General features: G+C 30.6%; 12 protein-coding genes and 1 tRNA gene. 4 read left to right on the top strand and 9 right to left on the bottom strand.

Features of this window, described 5'->3' with window-relative positions:
• The 4 genes from BLU40_RS16260 to BLU40_RS16245 all read right to left on the bottom strand — a co-directional run.
• Positions 1 to 527, bottom strand: a 527-nt coding sequence (locus BLU40_RS16260) for an FGGY family carbohydrate kinase (RefSeq protein WP_245729967.1), incomplete at its 3' end; no start/stop codon positions are given.
• Between the two features lie 309 nt (positions 528 to 836).
• The gene (locus BLU40_RS16255) at positions 837 to 1439 is read right to left on the bottom strand and encodes a nucleotidyltransferase family protein (protein ID WP_090126174.1); all 603 of its coding nucleotides are present in this window, start codon (positions 1437 to 1439) and stop codon (positions 837 to 839) included.
• The gene (locus BLU40_RS16250) at positions 1429 to 2448 is read right to left on the bottom strand and encodes an XdhC family protein (protein WP_090126172.1); all 1020 of its coding nucleotides are present in this window, start codon (positions 2446 to 2448) and stop codon (positions 1429 to 1431) included. The genes BLU40_RS16255 and BLU40_RS16250 overlap by 11 nt, the downstream gene beginning before the upstream one ends.
• 216 nt (positions 2449 to 2664) lie before the next feature.
• Positions 2665 to 2738: transfer RNA gene (locus BLU40_RS16245), tRNA-Asn, on the bottom strand.
• Between the two features lie 310 nt (positions 2739 to 3048).
• On the opposite strand from BLU40_RS16245, the gene BLU40_RS16240 reads away from it, so the two are divergent.
• The 4 genes from BLU40_RS16240 (at position 3049) to BLU40_RS16225 (ending at position 9950) form a co-directional block, all read left to right on the top strand.
• Positions 3049 to 5781, top strand: a complete 2733-nt coding sequence (locus BLU40_RS16240; protein ID WP_090126169.1) for a 2-oxoglutarate dehydrogenase E1 component — start codon at positions 3049 to 3051, stop codon at positions 5779 to 5781.
• A gap of 42 nt (positions 5782 to 5823) precedes the next feature.
• Positions 5824 to 7029 (top strand): 2-oxoglutarate dehydrogenase complex dihydrolipoyllysine-residue succinyltransferase, encoded by a 1206-nt coding sequence (odhB, locus tag BLU40_RS16235; RefSeq protein WP_090126165.1) that lies wholly within the window; start codon positions 5824 to 5826, stop codon positions 7027 to 7029.
• A 141-nt stretch (positions 7030 to 7170) separates the two neighbouring features.
• Positions 7171 to 7542 carry a hypothetical protein gene (locus BLU40_RS16230; RefSeq protein ID WP_090126161.1) on the top strand — a complete coding sequence of 124 codons (372 nt, stop codon included), beginning with the start codon at positions 7171 to 7173 and terminating at the stop codon, positions 7540 to 7542.
• A gap of 44 nt (positions 7543 to 7586) precedes the next feature.
• Positions 7587 to 9950: a TonB-dependent receptor gene (locus tag BLU40_RS16225; RefSeq protein ID WP_090126158.1), complete on the top strand. Its 2364-nt coding sequence runs from the start codon at positions 7587 to 7589 to the stop codon at positions 9948 to 9950.
• Between the two features lie 70 nt (positions 9951 to 10020).
• Here BLU40_RS16225 and BLU40_RS16220 read toward each other — a convergent pair whose 3' ends face one another.
• The 5 genes from BLU40_RS16220 to BLU40_RS16200 form a co-directional block, all read right to left on the bottom strand.
• A complete protein-coding gene (locus BLU40_RS16220) occupies positions 10021 to 10473 on the bottom strand; it encodes a retropepsin-like aspartic protease (RefSeq protein ID WP_090126156.1) in 453 nt (150 codons plus the stop codon).
• A 9-nt stretch (positions 10474 to 10482) separates the two neighbouring features.
• Positions 10483 to 13107, bottom strand: a complete 2625-nt coding sequence (locus BLU40_RS16215) for a CHAT domain-containing protein (protein WP_090126153.1) — start codon at positions 13105 to 13107, stop codon at positions 10483 to 10485.
• 8 nt (positions 13108 to 13115) lie between these two features.
• Positions 13116 to 15104: a PKD domain-containing protein gene (locus tag BLU40_RS16210; RefSeq protein ID WP_090126150.1), complete on the bottom strand. Its 1989-nt coding sequence runs from the start codon at positions 15102 to 15104 to the stop codon at positions 13116 to 13118.
• Positions 15105 to 15212: 108 nt separating this feature from the next.
• The gene (locus BLU40_RS16205) at positions 15213 to 15800 is read right to left on the bottom strand and encodes a DUF4082 domain-containing protein (RefSeq protein WP_090126147.1); all 588 of its coding nucleotides are present in this window, start codon (positions 15798 to 15800) and stop codon (positions 15213 to 15215) included.
• A gap of 222 nt (positions 15801 to 16022) precedes the next feature.
• Complete coding sequence (locus tag BLU40_RS16200; protein WP_090126144.1) at positions 16023 to 17057, bottom strand: hypothetical protein; 1035 nt, start codon at positions 17055 to 17057, stop codon at positions 16023 to 16025.
• Between the last annotated feature and the right edge of the window lie 41 nt (positions 17058 to 17098).

Below are 17098 nucleotides of genomic sequence, written 5' to 3'. Positions count from 1 at the left end.
ATTGTAGTAGTTGCTTCTCCTGTTAATTTTAATGCTATAAAATCGCCTGGTAATAATAATTTATCTACTTTTTCAAATATTTCAGGTTCATTTTCCTTTACCCATTTTAATTTTGAAAGTGTAAAGTTTCCTGGTGAATTTAAAAGGTTAGATACACATTTGTCTTCTCCTGCTCCAATAAAAGCTTCGTTTCCAATTGCTACTGCTCTACTATCGCACCAAATAATGGATGGTCGTAAAACTTCTTGGTTTTTATCTACCACAACCATTCCGTGCATTTGATAAGCAATGCCTATACCTTTTATGCTGTTTGATGAAACTCCTGTTTGCGCCAATAATTTTTGGGTTACTTTACCTATATTCTGCCACCATAAATTTGGGTCTTGCTCTGCCCAACCTGGTTGCTCGGCTTCAATGGCCATTTCTGTTTCTGGATATTGTGTAATACCTACCGACTTTCCTGTTAAAGAATCTATCAATGCTGCTTTAACTGATGAACTTCCTAAATCAAATCCTATATAATACAAAGTATACTTTTTTAAATTTTTTATAAAAATATTCTAATATTGCGGCGTTAACTAGCACAAACTAGTTAAAACCTATCACAAATGTTGTAAATAAATGTTTATGGTTAACTTTAGAACAATTGAGCAGTATAAAAATACAAACGGAAGATATATATTGGTACTTTTTCACTTAAACGAATTACGAAAACTCATTTTTATAGGATATTTACAAACCGCTATCAAAAACGCACTTAACATACTAAAATAAAGGTCTTTATTCACTTTTATTCAAAACAAAAAACTACTACTTAAACGTTTAAGTAAAATGTATTATTTAGAATTATTTTTAAGAAGCTGATTATAAACTTCCAAAGTGTCAATATCTGTAAAATCAATTTCTGAAACTACAGCTTTTACATCGTTTTTATGCTTAGAAATTAATTGTTTTGCCCCTTTATCTTCATTCAGCTTTTTTAATTCTTCAAAATAAAATAAATCGAAAATAGCAGGTACACCAACTCGGTTTTTAATTTTAGTTGCAATTATTCTTTTTTTTGAAGTTTTAAATGTGCTTTGCAACAAGTTAAAGTAGGAACCTGTTAAAAAAGGCTGATCTGCTAACGTAATTAATATTGAATCTATATTTTTTAATTTTTTTTGAATAAAATTAACACCAAAAGAAATAGAATTTCCGAGGCCTTTTTCCCAGCTTTTATTTTCGACTACGTTAATACTCGAAAAATCTATTTTTGATTTAATTTCTGCTGAATTTGCTCCCAAAACAACAACTATATTCTCTAAATTTGAAGTCAAACTTTGTTCTAATATTGCACCTAGTAATGTTGTGTTTTTCCAAGGTAATAATTGCTTTGGCCTATTCATTCTTGAAGAAGCACCTGCAGCCAAAATTAATATTGCCGTATTACCGTTCATTAGAATGAATTGAAAGCTTTTTATTTTTTAAAAAATCCGGAGTTTTTTGACGAGTTACTGATAAAATTTCAGCACAAATAGACAACGCAATTTCTTGAGCTGTTTCGCTACCAATATTTAAACCTGCCGGACCATAAATGGCGTCTAAAAATTCATCCTTCACCATAGGATAGTTTTCAATAAAAGCATTCAATATTTTTTCTCGTCTATCTTTAGGTCCCAATAATCCAATATATGCAGGATTTGTTTCTTTTAAAGCTACTAAATATTGTAAATCTTTTGCATAACTATGCGTCATAAAAACTATAGCCGCTTGCTTATTTACCCAATTTAAATTTAAAAAATTAGGTTCCGTTTGAATTAAATCTATAGCTCCTGGAAAATTTGCAATTGTTTGTTTATTTAACGCATTTGCAACTACAACAACTTCCCAACCTAAAAAGGAAGCCAAGGCTGTTAAAGCCACGGCATCGTGTTCGGCGCCAATAATAACCAACCTAAAACTAGGCTTAAATAATTGCTTAAATACTTTATATGAAGTATCAATTTTTGTGTTAAAAACGGGTAACCAAGTTTCGGTTTCAAAAGAAAATTTAGAGCCGCTATTAGGTTGTTCACCTTCTTCTAATTTAAAATAAGAATGAATATAAAATGAGTTTCTTTTTTTAAGCGAATTATTAAAAGCATCAATAATTTCTTCGGAAGGATTAAATGGCTCAATTAATAAGTAAAGCTGACCTTCACAACCTAATCGATACCTTCCATCATACACCATTAATTTTGGAATATTGCTTTTAAAAACAGCAATAGTTTGGCGTTGGATTTCTTTTTCTACACAACCTCCACTAACTGCACCAGTCATTTCTCCTGTTTCTGTCAACAACATTCTTACACCAGGTTTTCTATACGAAGAACCGTTTAGATAAACCAAACTAACCAAAGCACACTTTGCGCCTTGTTTTTTAGCCTTTATAAAACTTGAAATTATTTCTTTTAACTCGTGAGTCATTATATAAATAAAACACCAAAATACAAAAAGAGCTACAATTTCTTGTAACTCTCTTTTAAATATATCTTTTTTAGGTAAATTTTTCTAGGTACTATATTCAAAAACAGAATTAACAATCAAAGATAATCAATTAATTATCAACACATAAAAACTTCTACCACATTAACAATTTCCTAAAAACAAAAAAGAGCTACATATAATGTAACTCTTTTTTTGCTCCTCCTCTTGGGCTCGAACCAAGGACCCTCTGATTAACAGTCAGATGCTCTAACCAACTGAGCTAAGGAGGAATGTTTTTGCCTTAGCGGTTGCAAATATACAAGCTTTTATTATTTTTGCAAGACTTTTTTTAAAAAAAATGATCTTTTTTTTAAACTATTATTTCAAACAAACAGCAAGTTATTGTAAACTAAAATTTTAGTGGCTTTAAAAAAATTTTGAAAGTTTTAAAAAAAGTGCCTTTATACTTCATAAAACTTCATCTTTCTTTATCTAAACAGCGTAATTTTATCAATAGTACAATTATTACACAAATAAATGTTTGTTATACTAAAAATTGTACTTTTGCTTATACAGTAACATATACTACTAAAACAAATAATGGATAAATTTTCGTTTTTAAATGCTATGCATACCGAGGCAATTGCCACTATGTACGACCAGTATTTAATGAACCCAGATGGGATTGAGCCAAGTTGGAGAAGTTTCTTTCAAGGCTTTGATTTTGCTACAGAAAACTACGGAGTTTCAACTAAAGAAGAACCTACACTTACAGTTCCTGAAAGTCTAAAAAAGGAATTTAAAGTAATTGATTTAATTAACGGTTATAGAACTCGTGGACACTTGTTTACAAAAACAAATCCGGTTCGTACACGCCGTCAGTACACACCTACATTAGAAATCGAAAATTTCGGACTTTCCGAAAACGATTTAGAAACTGTATTTGACGCCGGAGGAATAATAGGTTCTGGTAAAACAACGCTTAGAAACATAATTAAGCACCTTCAAACTATTTATTGCGATTCAATTGGTGTTGAATATATGTACATAAGAAATCCAGAAGAAATTAAATGGATTCAAAAGCAACTAAATAGAAATTCAAATCATCCTAATTACTCGGTTGATTCAAAAAAATACATTCTTCAAAAGTTAAACCAAGCAGTTACGTTTGAAAACTTTTTACAAACAAAGTACGTTGGTCAAAAACGTTTTTCTTTAGAAGGTGGTGAAACTTTAATACCTGCCATAAGTACCGCTTTAAGAAATGCTGCAGAAATATACGATGTAGACGAGTTTGTATTAGGTATGGCTCACCGTGGACGTTTAAATACACTTACAAACATTTTTAGAAAACCAATTAGAGATGTATTTAGCGAATTTGAAGGGAAAGATTTTGAAGACGAAACTATTGATGGTGATGTAAAATATCACTTAGGATTAACTATTAGCAAAACCTTAAAAAACAACAAGGAACTTAAAATGAATTTAGTTCCAAATCCATCGCATTTAGAAACCGTTGGACCAATTGTTGAAGGTATTGCTCGCGCTAAAATTGATAAAATTTATAGCGGAGACAATTCAAAGTTACTACCAATTATTGTTCACGGAGATGCTGCAATAGCTGGTCAAGGGCTTGTATATGAAGTTACACAAATGAGTAAACTTCCTGGGTATACCACCGGAGGAACTGTTCATATTGTAGTAAATAATCAAATTGGTTTTACAACTAATTACTTAGATGGTAGATCTAGTACGTACTGTACAGATGTTGCAAAAGTTACACTTTCTCCAGTATTACACGTAAATGCCGATGATGTTGAAGCTGTAGTACACGCAGTAGAAATGGCCTTAGATTTTAGAATGAAATTTAAGCGTGATATTTTTATTGATTTATGCGGATATAGAAAATATGGTCATAATGAAGGTGATGAACCTCGTTTTACACAACCTAAACTATACAAAGCAATTTCCAAGCATCCAAATCCAAGAGATATTTATGCAGAAAAACTAATTAAAGAAGGTGTAATTGATAACAGCTATTTAAACAATACAATTTCTGAATTTAAAAATCTTTTAGAAACTGAATATCAAGAATCTAAAAAAGTTGAAAAATCTAAAGTTCAACCTTTTATGAAAGATACTTGGAAAGATTTTACAAGAAGACATTTAGAAGATATGCTATTGCCAGCAGACACTTCTTATTCTGAAGAGTCTTTAAAAAATATTGCAAACGTAATTTCTACAGTGCCAGATGGCGTTAAGTTTTTACGAAAAGCAGAACGTATTTTACGAGACAGACATAAAATGGTTTTTGAAACCAATAAAATTGATTGGGGAATGGCAGAATCTTTAGCTTACGGAAGTTTGCTTAAAGAAGGTTTTGATGTTCGTATATCTGGTCAAGATGTTGAACGTGGAACATTTAGTCATAGACACGCTATTTTACGCGATGAAATTTCTGAAGAAAGAATAAACCTATTAAATACTTTGGATGACAACCAAGGTAATATGTACATATACAATTCTTTATTATCTGAATATGGTGTTTTAGGTTTCGACTACGGTTATGCTATGGCAAACCCAAATACACTAACTATTTGGGAAGCTCAATTTGGAGATTTTAGCAATGGTGCTCAAATTATTTTCGACCAATACTTATCTGCTGCCGAAGACAAATGGAAACTTCAAAATGGTATTGTAGTTTTATTACCTCACGGTTACGAAGGTCAAGGATCTGAGCATTCATCTGCTCGTATGGAACGTTATTTACAATTGTGTGCTGTTGATAATATGATTGTTGCAGATTGTACAACTCCTGCAAACTTTTATCACTTATTGCGTAGACAAATGAAACGCGACTTCCGTAAACCTTTAATTGTATTTACACCTAAAAGTTTACTTCGTCATCCATTAGTAGTTTCTTCAATAGAAGAAATTGCAACTGGAAGTTTTCAAGAAGTAATTGATGATACAATTGATCCAAAGAACGTAAAAAAACTGGTTTTCTGTACTGGTAAATTCTATTACGATTTATTAGCACAAAGAACCGAATTAGATAGAGATGATATTGCTTTGGTGAGAATTGAACAATTGTTCCCACTGCATTTAGATGCCTTGCAAGCGTTAATTAACCGCTATCCAAATGTAGAAAAGTATGTTTGGGCACAAGAAGAACCAGAAAATATGGGTGCGTGGAGTTATATGCTTCAACGTTTTAGATTGGTTAACTTAGAAGTTGCTTCTCAACCATTTTATGCTGTACCTGCAGCCGGATCAACAGCTCGTTTTAAACGTAGACACCAAAGAGTAATAGATAAAGTATTTGAAAAATAACTAACAAAAAAAATCGTCTAAAAAGACTTAAAAATATACAACATGATTTTAGAAATGAAAGTTCCCTCTCCGGGAGAATCAATTACAGAAGTAGAAATTGCATCTTGGCTTGTTGAAGATGGTGATTATGTTGAAAAAGATCAACCAATTGCTGAAGTAGACTCCGATAAAGCTACGCTAGAATTACCTGCGGAAGAAAGCGGTATTATTTCATTAAAAGCAGAAGAAGGAGATGCTGTTGAAGTTGGATCTGTAGTTTGCCTTATTGATATGAGTGCAAAAAAACCTGAAGGCGCTTCAATAGAAAAAGAAAAAACTGTTGAAGAAGCTCCTAAAGTTGAAGCTAAACCTGTAGAAACTAAAACAACTTATGCAAGTGGATCTACTTCACCAGCCGCTAAGAAAATTTTAGATGAAAAAGGAATATCTTCTTCTGAAGTAAAAGGAAGTGGACGCGACGGAAGAATAACAAAAGATGATGCAGTAAAAGCTGTACCAAGTATGGGAACACCTGCTGGTGGCTCAAGAGGTTCAGAACGTAAAAAACTTTCTATGTTACGTAGAAAAGTGGCTGAGCGTTTAGTTTCAGTAAAAAATGAAACGGCAATGCTTACAACTTTTAACGAGGTTGATATGAAACCTATTTTTGATTTACGTAAAGAGTTTAAAGAAGATTTTAAAGCCAAACACGGTGTTGGTTTAGGTTTTATGAGTTTCTTTACGTTGGCTGTTGTAAGAGCCTTAAAAATGTATCCAGATGTAAATTCTATGATGGATGGTGATTATAAAATTTCTCACGATTTTCAAGATATTTCAATTGCTGTTTCTGGGCCAAAAGGATTAATGGTTCCTGTTGTTAGAAATGCCGAAAACTTATCATTTAGAGGTGTTGAAAGCGAAGTAAAACGTTTAGCTATTAGAGCAAGAGATGGACAAATTACTGTAGATGAAATGACTGGCGGAACATTTACCATTACAAATGGTGGTGTATTTGGATCTATGCTATCTACACCAATTATTAATCCTCCTCAAAGTGGAATTTTAGGAATGCATAATATTGTTGAAAGACCAATTGCTATTAACGGCGAAGTGGTTATTAGACCAATTATGTACGTTGCATTATCTTACGATCATAGAATTATTGATGGACGTGAGTCTGTTGGTTTTTTAGTCGCTGTTAAAGAAGCTTTAGAAAACCCAATTGAAATTTTAATGGAAAACAACCCTAAAAAAGCATTGGAATTATAAAATTCTAAACACATAATTTAAAGAGCCAAACTTAACCGTTTGGCTTTTTTTATGACAAATATCATATTATTTAGAATTAATCTAAATAATACTTGTTTCTTATTTAGAATCATTCTAAGTTTGCAATTCAAAACCAAACGAGTGTCACTATTTAGAAATACATACATTATAAAACTTTTTAGTTTTATTGGCCTAAGCATTATACTGCTTAACCTAGCCAATAAAAGTGTTTACACTCATATTCACTTAACAAAAACTGGCGAACTTGTAATACATGCGCATCCTTTTAATCAACAAGACGATAACTCGCCTATAAAATCACACCATCATACAGCGTTGGAGTTTTTAACTTTAAGTGCTTTTGATATTTTTACGTTAACTGTTTTTATGTTTTCTGCTTTAGTAGTAGCACAGGTAATTTTATCTAAAAATTACTTTTTTAAAACAGTTGTAAAACAAACTCATCTTTTTTACTCCAAAAACAAATCTCCACCTTTAGAAATAGCTTTTTAATACCCCCAAATTTTAATTAAACAAACTATTTCAAATAATAAATAATGAATAAATTATTATTGGCACTAGTAACCATTGTGTTTATTGGCCAAACCCTATTTGCACAAGACTCATTTGTAAGTGCAACATTAGCAGGAAAAGTAACAAATAAAGGCAGTCAAATACCTTACGTTTCAGTATCAATTAAAGGAACAACCATAGGAACTTCAACAGATGAAAAGGGTTCTTTTAGAATTTCGAATATAAAACCAGGTTTTTACACGGTACAAATTCAATCTGTTGGATTTAAGCCATATGAAGAAATTGTAGACCTAGAAACCAACGAAAACTTAAACATTTCAATTGAACTTGAATCTGATGTTTTAGGTTTAGAAGAAGTAGTGGTTACAGGAAACAGAAGCCGAATTATGCGTAAAAAAGCTTCTTCTATTGTAAATATTATTAACACAGATATTTTTCAATCTACGCAATCTGTAACTTTAAGTGAAGGTTTAAACTTTTGTTCTGGTTTAAGAATGGAAAATGATTGCCAAAATTGTGGATTCAGCCAAATTAGAATGAATGGTTTAGAAGGTCCATATTCTCAAATTTTAATTAATAGCCGACCTATTTTTAGTGGTTTAGCAGGTGTATATGGTTTAGAACTTATACCAACAAATATGATTGAAAAAGTAGAGGTTATTCGAGGTGGTGGTTCTGCTCTATACGGAAGTAACGCCATTGCTGGAACAATTAACTTATTACTAAAAGATCCTACTCAAGACTCTTATGAAGTTGGAGTAAACAACTCTTTTATTGGAGTTGGTGAAGGCGATAATACTGCTACTGATTATTCATTAAATTTTAATGCCTCAGTTGTTGGAGAAAATGATAGAAATGGTATTTCAATCTATGGTTTTCACAGAAATAGAAAACCTTTTGACGCTAACAATGATACATTTTCTGAAATTGCTTCTTTAAACAATACTACTTTAGGTTCTAGAATGTTTCATAAATTAGGTTCAAGAGCAAAAGTTTCTTTAGATTTCTTTCATATTAATGAAGAAAGAAGAGGAGGAAATAAATTTAATGTACCAAATCACGAAGCTGATATTTCTGAAGCTGTAGAACATCATTTAACAACTGCTGCTGTAACGTTTGAACAGTATTATAGAGATAATGATTTGTTTTCTATTTTCGCGTCTGGTCAAAAAATTAATCGTGACTCATATTATGGAGCTGAACAATCACTTTCAGACTATGGGAATACAAAAGATTTCACTTTCAACACAGGTGTACAATACAATGCTAAATTCGAAAATTCAGAATTAGTTTCTGGAATTGAAAACACCTACTCAAAGTTAACAGACAAAAAATTAGGGTATGCAGAATTTAGCGTTTCTAACTTAGGTGAATTAGTTGAAACTCATTACGACAATACTATTGTTTCTGACCAAAAAATGAACACTTTTGGTGTTTTTTCTCAATATGATATTAGAATGAACAAATTCAAATTATCGTTAGGAGCGAGATTTGACACTTATAAGGTAGAAGACAAAGAAAAGGAAGCTGATGATAAAACAGGAAATGTATTTAGCCCAAGAGTTAATTTATTATACGATATTCAACCAAATTTTCAAGCTCGAGTAAGCTATTCTGCAGGTTATAGAGCTCCTCAAATTTTTGATGAAGATTTACATATTGAAACTTCAGGTTCTAGAAAAGTAATTCACGTAAATGCCCCTAATCTAGAACAAGAAACTAGCGATAGTTTTATGGCATCTCTTGATTACAACAAAACGTTTAACAACAACAGTAACTTTGGTTTATTAGTTGAAGGTTTTTACACAAAACTAAACAACCCTTTTGTTAATGAATTTTCGGATCCAGACGCTGATGGAGTAGTAACTTATTTAAGAGTTAATGCTAATGAAGGAGCAACAGTAAAAGGGGTTAATTTAGAATTAAACTATGTTCCAAACCCAGATTTAAAACTAAAAGCAGGTTATACTATTCAAACAAGTGAATACGAAGAAGCACAAGAATTTGACGAAAAAAGTTTCTTTAGAACTCCAGACAGTTATGGATTTTTTACTGCAGACTGGGAAGCAACTGATACTTGGTGTGTAATTGGAACGGGAACTTTTACAGGAAAAATGTTAGTACCTTATTTTGGAGCTGACCTGCCAAACCCTGAAGAAGGGGAACTAAGAAAATCTGATAGCTTTTTAGATTTAGGTTTAAAAATTACCAAAACAATTAAGTTAAAGCATAATTCTTTGGAAATTTCAGGAGGAATGAAGAATATATTTAATTCTTACCAAGAAGATTTTGATTCCGGAATTGATAGAGACCCAGCATATATTTATGGACCAATGAATCCAAGAACAGTATATGTAGGATTGAAATTTGGAAATATTTTAAACTAGAAATTTTATAAATTTAGATAATAGCCAATCTAATTTTTATTTGAAGCCGAACCTTGTGTTCGGCTTTTTTTTAGAATTTATAAACTAATTTCTTTAAGTAAACGCACTGATTTTTATAATCTATAATTGCCTCTCCTTTTTCTAAAATATCTGCTCCAATAATTCCATCAACAGGTTCTGCATTGTGCTCGGTTAAAGCCATATTTACGTGAGATAAATCTAGTAAAACAAGGTTAAACTTATTATAACTCCATTTACCAAGACTAATCTTGTTATTAGATGAAATTTTTGTTTCCATTCCAATTGCTCCAGCTCCTGCAGCTTTGGTATCAGAATCTTCTAATTCTAGTTCAAATTTCTCAGCTAAATCAATAGAAACACAAGAATTCGAAGCTCCTGTATCTAAAATAAATCGTCCTTTTACTGAATTAATTTTGGCTATAACTTCAAAATGATTTGTACTCAGCTTCGCTAATTCAATTTTTATATAGCCTTTTCTTTTTAGAATGTTCTTTAATTGCATTTGGCAAAACTAACGCTTTTTGTAGAGAAAATAACTTACAACTAGCAAGAACGGAATTATTAATAACCACAAAAATCCTTTTGAAGAATTTGAAATTGAATCAACCTCACCTATAAAAACAAAACTTGCCCAATAATAAGGTGATTTTTTATGTGAAGAAATCTCTTTACTCCTCAAATATTCAAGTTTAGATTGATGTAAAGATGCGGATTTATTATTAGTTCTTGAATAACCTTTATAAAAAGAGCTCATTAATTGTGCTGTAGCTTTATCGTTTACTTTCCATAATGAAACCAATACATTTTTTACACCTGCATACGAAAACCCACGAGCCAAACTCATTACTCCTTCTCCTTTTCTAACAACTCCTAAACCAGTTTCACAAGCACTTAACACCAATAAATCGGCAGTTAAATTGTAGCCGTATACTTCTGGTAAATACAATGTTTCATTATAAAACTCTATAGCAGGTGGCTGGTAAAAACTCCCTACTGAAGCGTGTGTAGATAAATGTAAAATCGAAGCTTTATGAGCTTCTTGTGTAAATTGGTCTTTGGTAGCATTTTTATTCATAAAAAATGTTCCGCTAAAATTATCTTTAATATTTTCAGCTTCTAAAACTGTATATTTTAATGTAGACAACTTGTCTCTTTGCTTTTTAAATACAGGAAAAAAACCAATAAAACTTTGTTCATTTTTATATTTAGATCTAGTTAATAACTGAACTGAATATGATAATTGAATTTGAGATTTTTTTGTAAAATATGGAAGTTTTTCAAAGTTAAGCATATTAGTTTCTTCAGTAATTAAAGCATCAAATGGAACAAAATTCAATAGTCCATCAGGTATAATAATTAGCTTATCACATTCAGCTCCAACAAACAATTTTTCATATAAATAAAAGCCTAAATTGGTGTAATTCGAAATGTTATTCTGAATTTCTGAACCTCTATCGCTCGCAAATATTTTAATAAAACTCAACAAATTATTTTTGAATTCCTTATCCTTTTGAATTTTTAAAATTGAAATCGATTTATTCTTTAAAATTTCAAATCGATATACAGCTTTTTCTCCATCAAAAAAGTCAATTAAACTTTGATTTTCTAATAAAATATTCTTGCAAATTTCTTCAACAGAAATAGTTTTTAAAGAACCGTAAATAGACGGAAACTTCTTCATTAACTCTTCTTTTACAAGTTGCAATTTATTAGAAACAGCATCTCGATCTTTAACGTAATTGGCTAATAAATTTACATTCGCCTTATTAGTTTTCAACTCTTCTAACGCAATACTTTTGGTTAATTGGGCTTTTCTAAAAATCAACTTTTGTTCTTGCTGAATCAAAACATCTTTTGAAAAACTAGATTTAGAATTTAATAAATATTGAGATTCATTCAACACAGAGGATTTTGAGCTCTCTGAAAAACGAAAAGCTTTTTCAATCCATTTGGTATTATTTGATTGCTGAAACAATTCATAACAAATTTCGATACAAGCTTCACTCCTTTTTTTAATTTCTTGCTGCATTAAAACCTTCGATTCTTGACTAGAAATAGTTTGCTGAATTTCCTTTTCTACCAAAAATGAATATTTATAGAACTCTAATGCTTTTTCGGGCTTATTTGTAAACGAATACAATTGAGCCAAACCATCAAAAGATTCTTTTAATGTGTTTTCTGCGTACAGATTTTCAATAAAATTTTCTTTTAAAATTATTAAGGTTTCTAGTGCTTTTCTATAGTTAAACTCTGCTTTTTCAAAATCTTGTAATTCAACATAACACTTTGCAATTTCGTTGTATGTTTTGGCTATTTCCCTATCATAATTACCAAAAGATTCAAACCCTAAAACCAATGCTTTTTTATAGCTTAAAAGTCCTTTTTTTAAATCGTTATTTTTAAAATAAACCGCTCCTAACGTTTTATAATTTCTAAACGAAATTCGAGAATTTGAATCTATATTATTTTTATTCGACACCTCAACAAATCGTTTTGCTTCAATTAAATTATTCAACATTAAATAATTAATTGCAATATCTGAATACAAAGTTGAACTTACTTGCTTTGAAACACTCAACTTTTTAGCTTCTTCTAGATAATTAATAGCTGTTTTAAAGTTTCCTGTAGCTCTTTTTACAATTGCTAAATTTTGATACCCACTAATTAAATGTGCTTTGTTTTTACTTTTTTGTGCAATTTGAATGGTAGTTTTTAAAATATCTTCTGCTCTATTAAAGTCGCCTAAACGTGTATAATTATTCGCTAATGGTTTTAAACAATATTCAATAATATCATAATTAAAATATTGGTTGTTTTGAAAAGTGTTTTTAGCTTTTTCATACTTTAAAACAGACTGACTTAAATCTCCAAATCTCTTTAAATAATAACCATAGTTTACATTGAAATAAATGCTAGCTAAATACTCATTCTTTATAGAAGGTTTTCTCCAAATGTTCTTTTCTAAAATTTCAAAAAGAGATAAATTTTCTGCAGTAGGTTTCTTTGCAAATTCATCTAATGTTAGATAAATGTATTCAGCATAATTATCTGCTTTTTTTAAAGAATCTAGCTGTTGGTTAAATTGAGAAAACCCAACAAAACCGACTAAAAAGAAAAATAAACTTTTTTTCAACATAAAATCATTTAGATTTTCCAAATTGCATAAAAATGCAATTGTGAATGTGGCTCATTAAAATTATAAATATAACGCGCACCCAAACTTGGACCAATACGTGAAGCTCCAATAGTTATATCTGCAAAAACACCATACTTTATATCTGTAAAAGATTTAGATTCATTAATATCTTCTTTAGTATTTAAAAAGTCTATTGGATCTCCTTTTACTTCATTAAAATAATAAAAATAGTTAGATGTACTGCTACCTTCAGACTTGTTAGAAATATCTAACGAAACTTGTGGACCTACACCCAAACCAACAACTCCGTTTAAATTGTAACGAAACGATATTGGAACCACATCAATGTTTATTTTATTATATTCCAAATTAGTTTCTTTTTCTAACAGTGCATTATCTATAATAGCTCCTGCAGCATCAATCATACCAGTTTCTTTAACCAAATTTTTAAGCTCTGAATACTCGTGAGTTGCAATCATAATTTCAGATTGCCAATACTTTTTATAAGATTTATAAGGTGAAATTGTTGCTCCAACAAAGTAACTTTTAGAATTTTCTAAATCTGGAAAACTATTATAACCAGCTTTTGCTCCAATAGAAATTCCCGGAGAAAATCTAGAAGTTGATTTATTTGTTATTATTGGTTCATTTTTATCAAAAATAATTGCCGTTTGGCTTTTTGAAGGTTTCTTATGAAAATCCTTACCAAATTTCATTGAATACTTAACAAATCCTTTGGTAGAATCTTTGTCGTGAACTCCTTTTTGAGCTGTTCCTGGTAAGTAAATATTTTTAAACTGAAACGAGATCTGATCTTTTGAAATTATGGTATCCAAACAACTAAACCGAACCTCTTTTCCATCTGGACAAATTGGGCACTTCGGATACATATCTAACACTTTCAACGATTGCTTGTCTAACATTTCTGGAATATCAACATTCAGTTTTATCAATCGTGCTGGACCTTCTCCATCATTTTGAAAACGAACTTTGTATTTTAATCGTTTAAAACGAACCAACCTATAATTTAAACGTGTATCGTAAACTGCCATTTTATTAGGATCGTGCGATGTTACAATCTCCATTTCTTTAGTTTGTACCTTATGCGAATCGTTTCCTCGTTCTGGCACATAAATACTTCGTATAGAAATTACAGCACTTGTATCTTTCAACATTTCTGGAGTTGTTTTCAACGTAAAAAATAGATTGCGTTCTTCATTTGGCTCCATATTATCAAAATCGTACACTTTAAAATCGTGATAATAGTTTTTAGCATCTTCCAATGTTAATGGCAAGTTCTGTTTTAAAGTATCTGCAACAATTAGGTTTTCATCTAAAAAAGTAGAAATACCTGTAGTTTGAATTAATTCGTTTTTTGAAATATAATTTGAAGCTATAACATCTTCTAAAACTTCACGCTCGTTATTGTGTAAACGCGTATCGGTTAATTCAAAATTCTTCGCTTTGTATTTCTTTTCATTAAAAAATAAGTAGATTTTTCCATTTGTTGGATAGGTTTTATCATTTCCATAACTCACTAAAAACTGCATTTCTTCATTTGGCACAGGTTCACGATTGGTTTGTAAACGAAATCCGCCATAACTACTATTTAAATTGTGTTTTTCATTAGAAGAAATATCTACATTATCTCCTGCCACACTAACATTTTTTGGACGTGTTGTTGGTGGTTTTCCATCGTCGTAATTATTAGTTACTGAAAGTTTAACTTCGTAATCTCCTTTGTTTTTATAGGTATGAACTGGTTTTTCTTGAAAACTATAATCACCATCACCAAACTCCCAGTAATACGTATAAAAAGCTTTTGGTGCTCCAGCAATTTGATTTAATTGTGGAACATCAGGATTTAAGGAAACCTGATTTCCATTAATTGCATAAACAATAGTTGCTGTTCTAGTTATAGTATCTTTTTGAATTTCTTGTGCTGAAATTATTCCACAGAAAAACATCAAAAAAATTGAATTGGTTAGTAGTTTCATTAGTAGTAGCTTTTATCAAATATAGAAAAAAGGATTTAATTTGGTGTAAATAGCGAAACCACAACTTTATTTCTAAAATTGTGGATCTCTATTCGTGAGGACTATATTTTAATTATTTGGGATAAATTTTATGTCAACCATTCCTAAATAACTACTTTCACTATAAGTTGTAGGTAAAATTTGATTTACTCCAACATAGTTACCATAAGCTGTTATTAATACATCACCACTTTCTATTGGAAAAATATCTATCTCTCCACTTTCAGCATTTTTAAAACTGTAATAATCACTGGTATTTACTGATACAAAATAATTAGTTCCTGAAGTAATTTGTACAGCTTCAATATTTTCAAAAGACAATATTCCTGCACTTGATAAAACTTGTTGCGTTGCTAAAATTTCTTCTGTATCTGCATTCCACAAAGTAACTCTATAACTTTCATTATCTGGTAATCTTACACCTAACGCTGTAATTTCACCATTTTTAAATGTTTTAAACTTATAACCTACTTCCAACTTAAATGGTTTATTTATATATGTATAAACTTGTTCTACTTCTCCATTAAAAATTAATTCTTTTAGTGGGTATTGAGGATCTACAGTTAATATCAGTTCGTCTTCTTCATCATTTTTTGAACAGCTTATAATTGTTGAAATTAAAACTGCTAATACTAAAATTGATTTTAAAGTTTTCATAATCCTTGATTTTATTAGTTACACTTATATATCAACTTGATTGAAGTTTTGTTACCCTAAATTTTTAAAATTGCCTTCCATCTTTTTACTTAATTCTTTTCCATTGATGAAAAGAACCAAAAATCTAGACTTATTAAAATTTTAGTAGGTCTGGTGAAAAATATTATTCCTTTAACAAAAAAATCCCGCAAAAGCGGGATTTTTTACTAATCAGCCAATAAATTAAGGTAAAGCGTTAATCATTGCTTCTAAAGCTGGTTGTGTTGTGGGACTTAAACTTGAAATAATTTCTATATGGTTATCAACTACTGTTGTACCTTGAATTGCGTAATGTAATTCGTCATCAATTTCTGTTACAACTATAATATGTACTTCTTGTCCTACTGGAATTAATCCGTAATGTTCTGTAAACATTTCCAACGTTGTATTCCAAACATCCATTCTAGCTAAAGCAGTTGGTTCTCCATCGTATGATAAATAAACTGCACAGTTATCTGAAGTATATCCTTCTGGTACATCAATAAAAATATCTGTTTTTGCACCTGCATAATTATACCATCTGTCTAAATTTGTCCATCCAAAAGTTCCAATATCATAGTTATATGTTGCAAATTCACCATCGGCACCTTGTCCGTCTCTAATTTCAGCATCATCGTTTTTACCATCATCATCTTCATCAGCCTCAACCCAATCTTCCTCACTATTTAAATCATCTCCAGCTCTAAATATTTTCATTCCACCATCTAAGTCTGCAAAAGCTGTAGGTCTACCAGTAACAGTTGCATCAACTATTAATTCTAACTCTTCACTACCTTGTTTGGCATCAATAAAAAATTGTCCTGCAGATTTTAATGCTTCTTTATCTCCGTTTGGTTTTTCACCTAGTGTAGATTTATCTGTTAATACCATTGAGCCCTTGTCGTAAATTTCAACAAATTGAATGGTAATGTTTCCTGTTACAATTCCTCCATCTTTATCTGCAAAAGCATTTGGTTGAAATTTAACTTGTGATCCTTGTTCTCCTGTAATAATTCCTCCAGTTGCAGCATCTAATACAAATTCTTGAACTGCTTCTGCCCTATTTTCTTCAAATCTTTCTAATAAAGCTAAACCATCTGGTTTTGGCTCAAAAGTTTCCTCTTTATCATCACAGCTAATAACTGATGTTGAAATTGCGATTGCTAAAATTCCTTTAAAAATGTTTTTCACTACTTTACTGTTGTTTAAGTTTGCGAAGTTTTGTTTTTGAGTTTTCATAATTATAATTTTAAATTGTTTTTAAATGTTTTACACTTACA

Origin of the sequence: Lutibacter oricola (genome assembly GCF_900106565.1) — a bacterium.
Classification (GTDB): Bacteria; Bacteroidota; Bacteroidia; order Flavobacteriales; family Flavobacteriaceae; genus Lutibacter; species Lutibacter oricola.
Note: the sequence above shows the minus strand (reverse complement) of the source record. Positions and strands in the feature narration are given on the sequence as shown.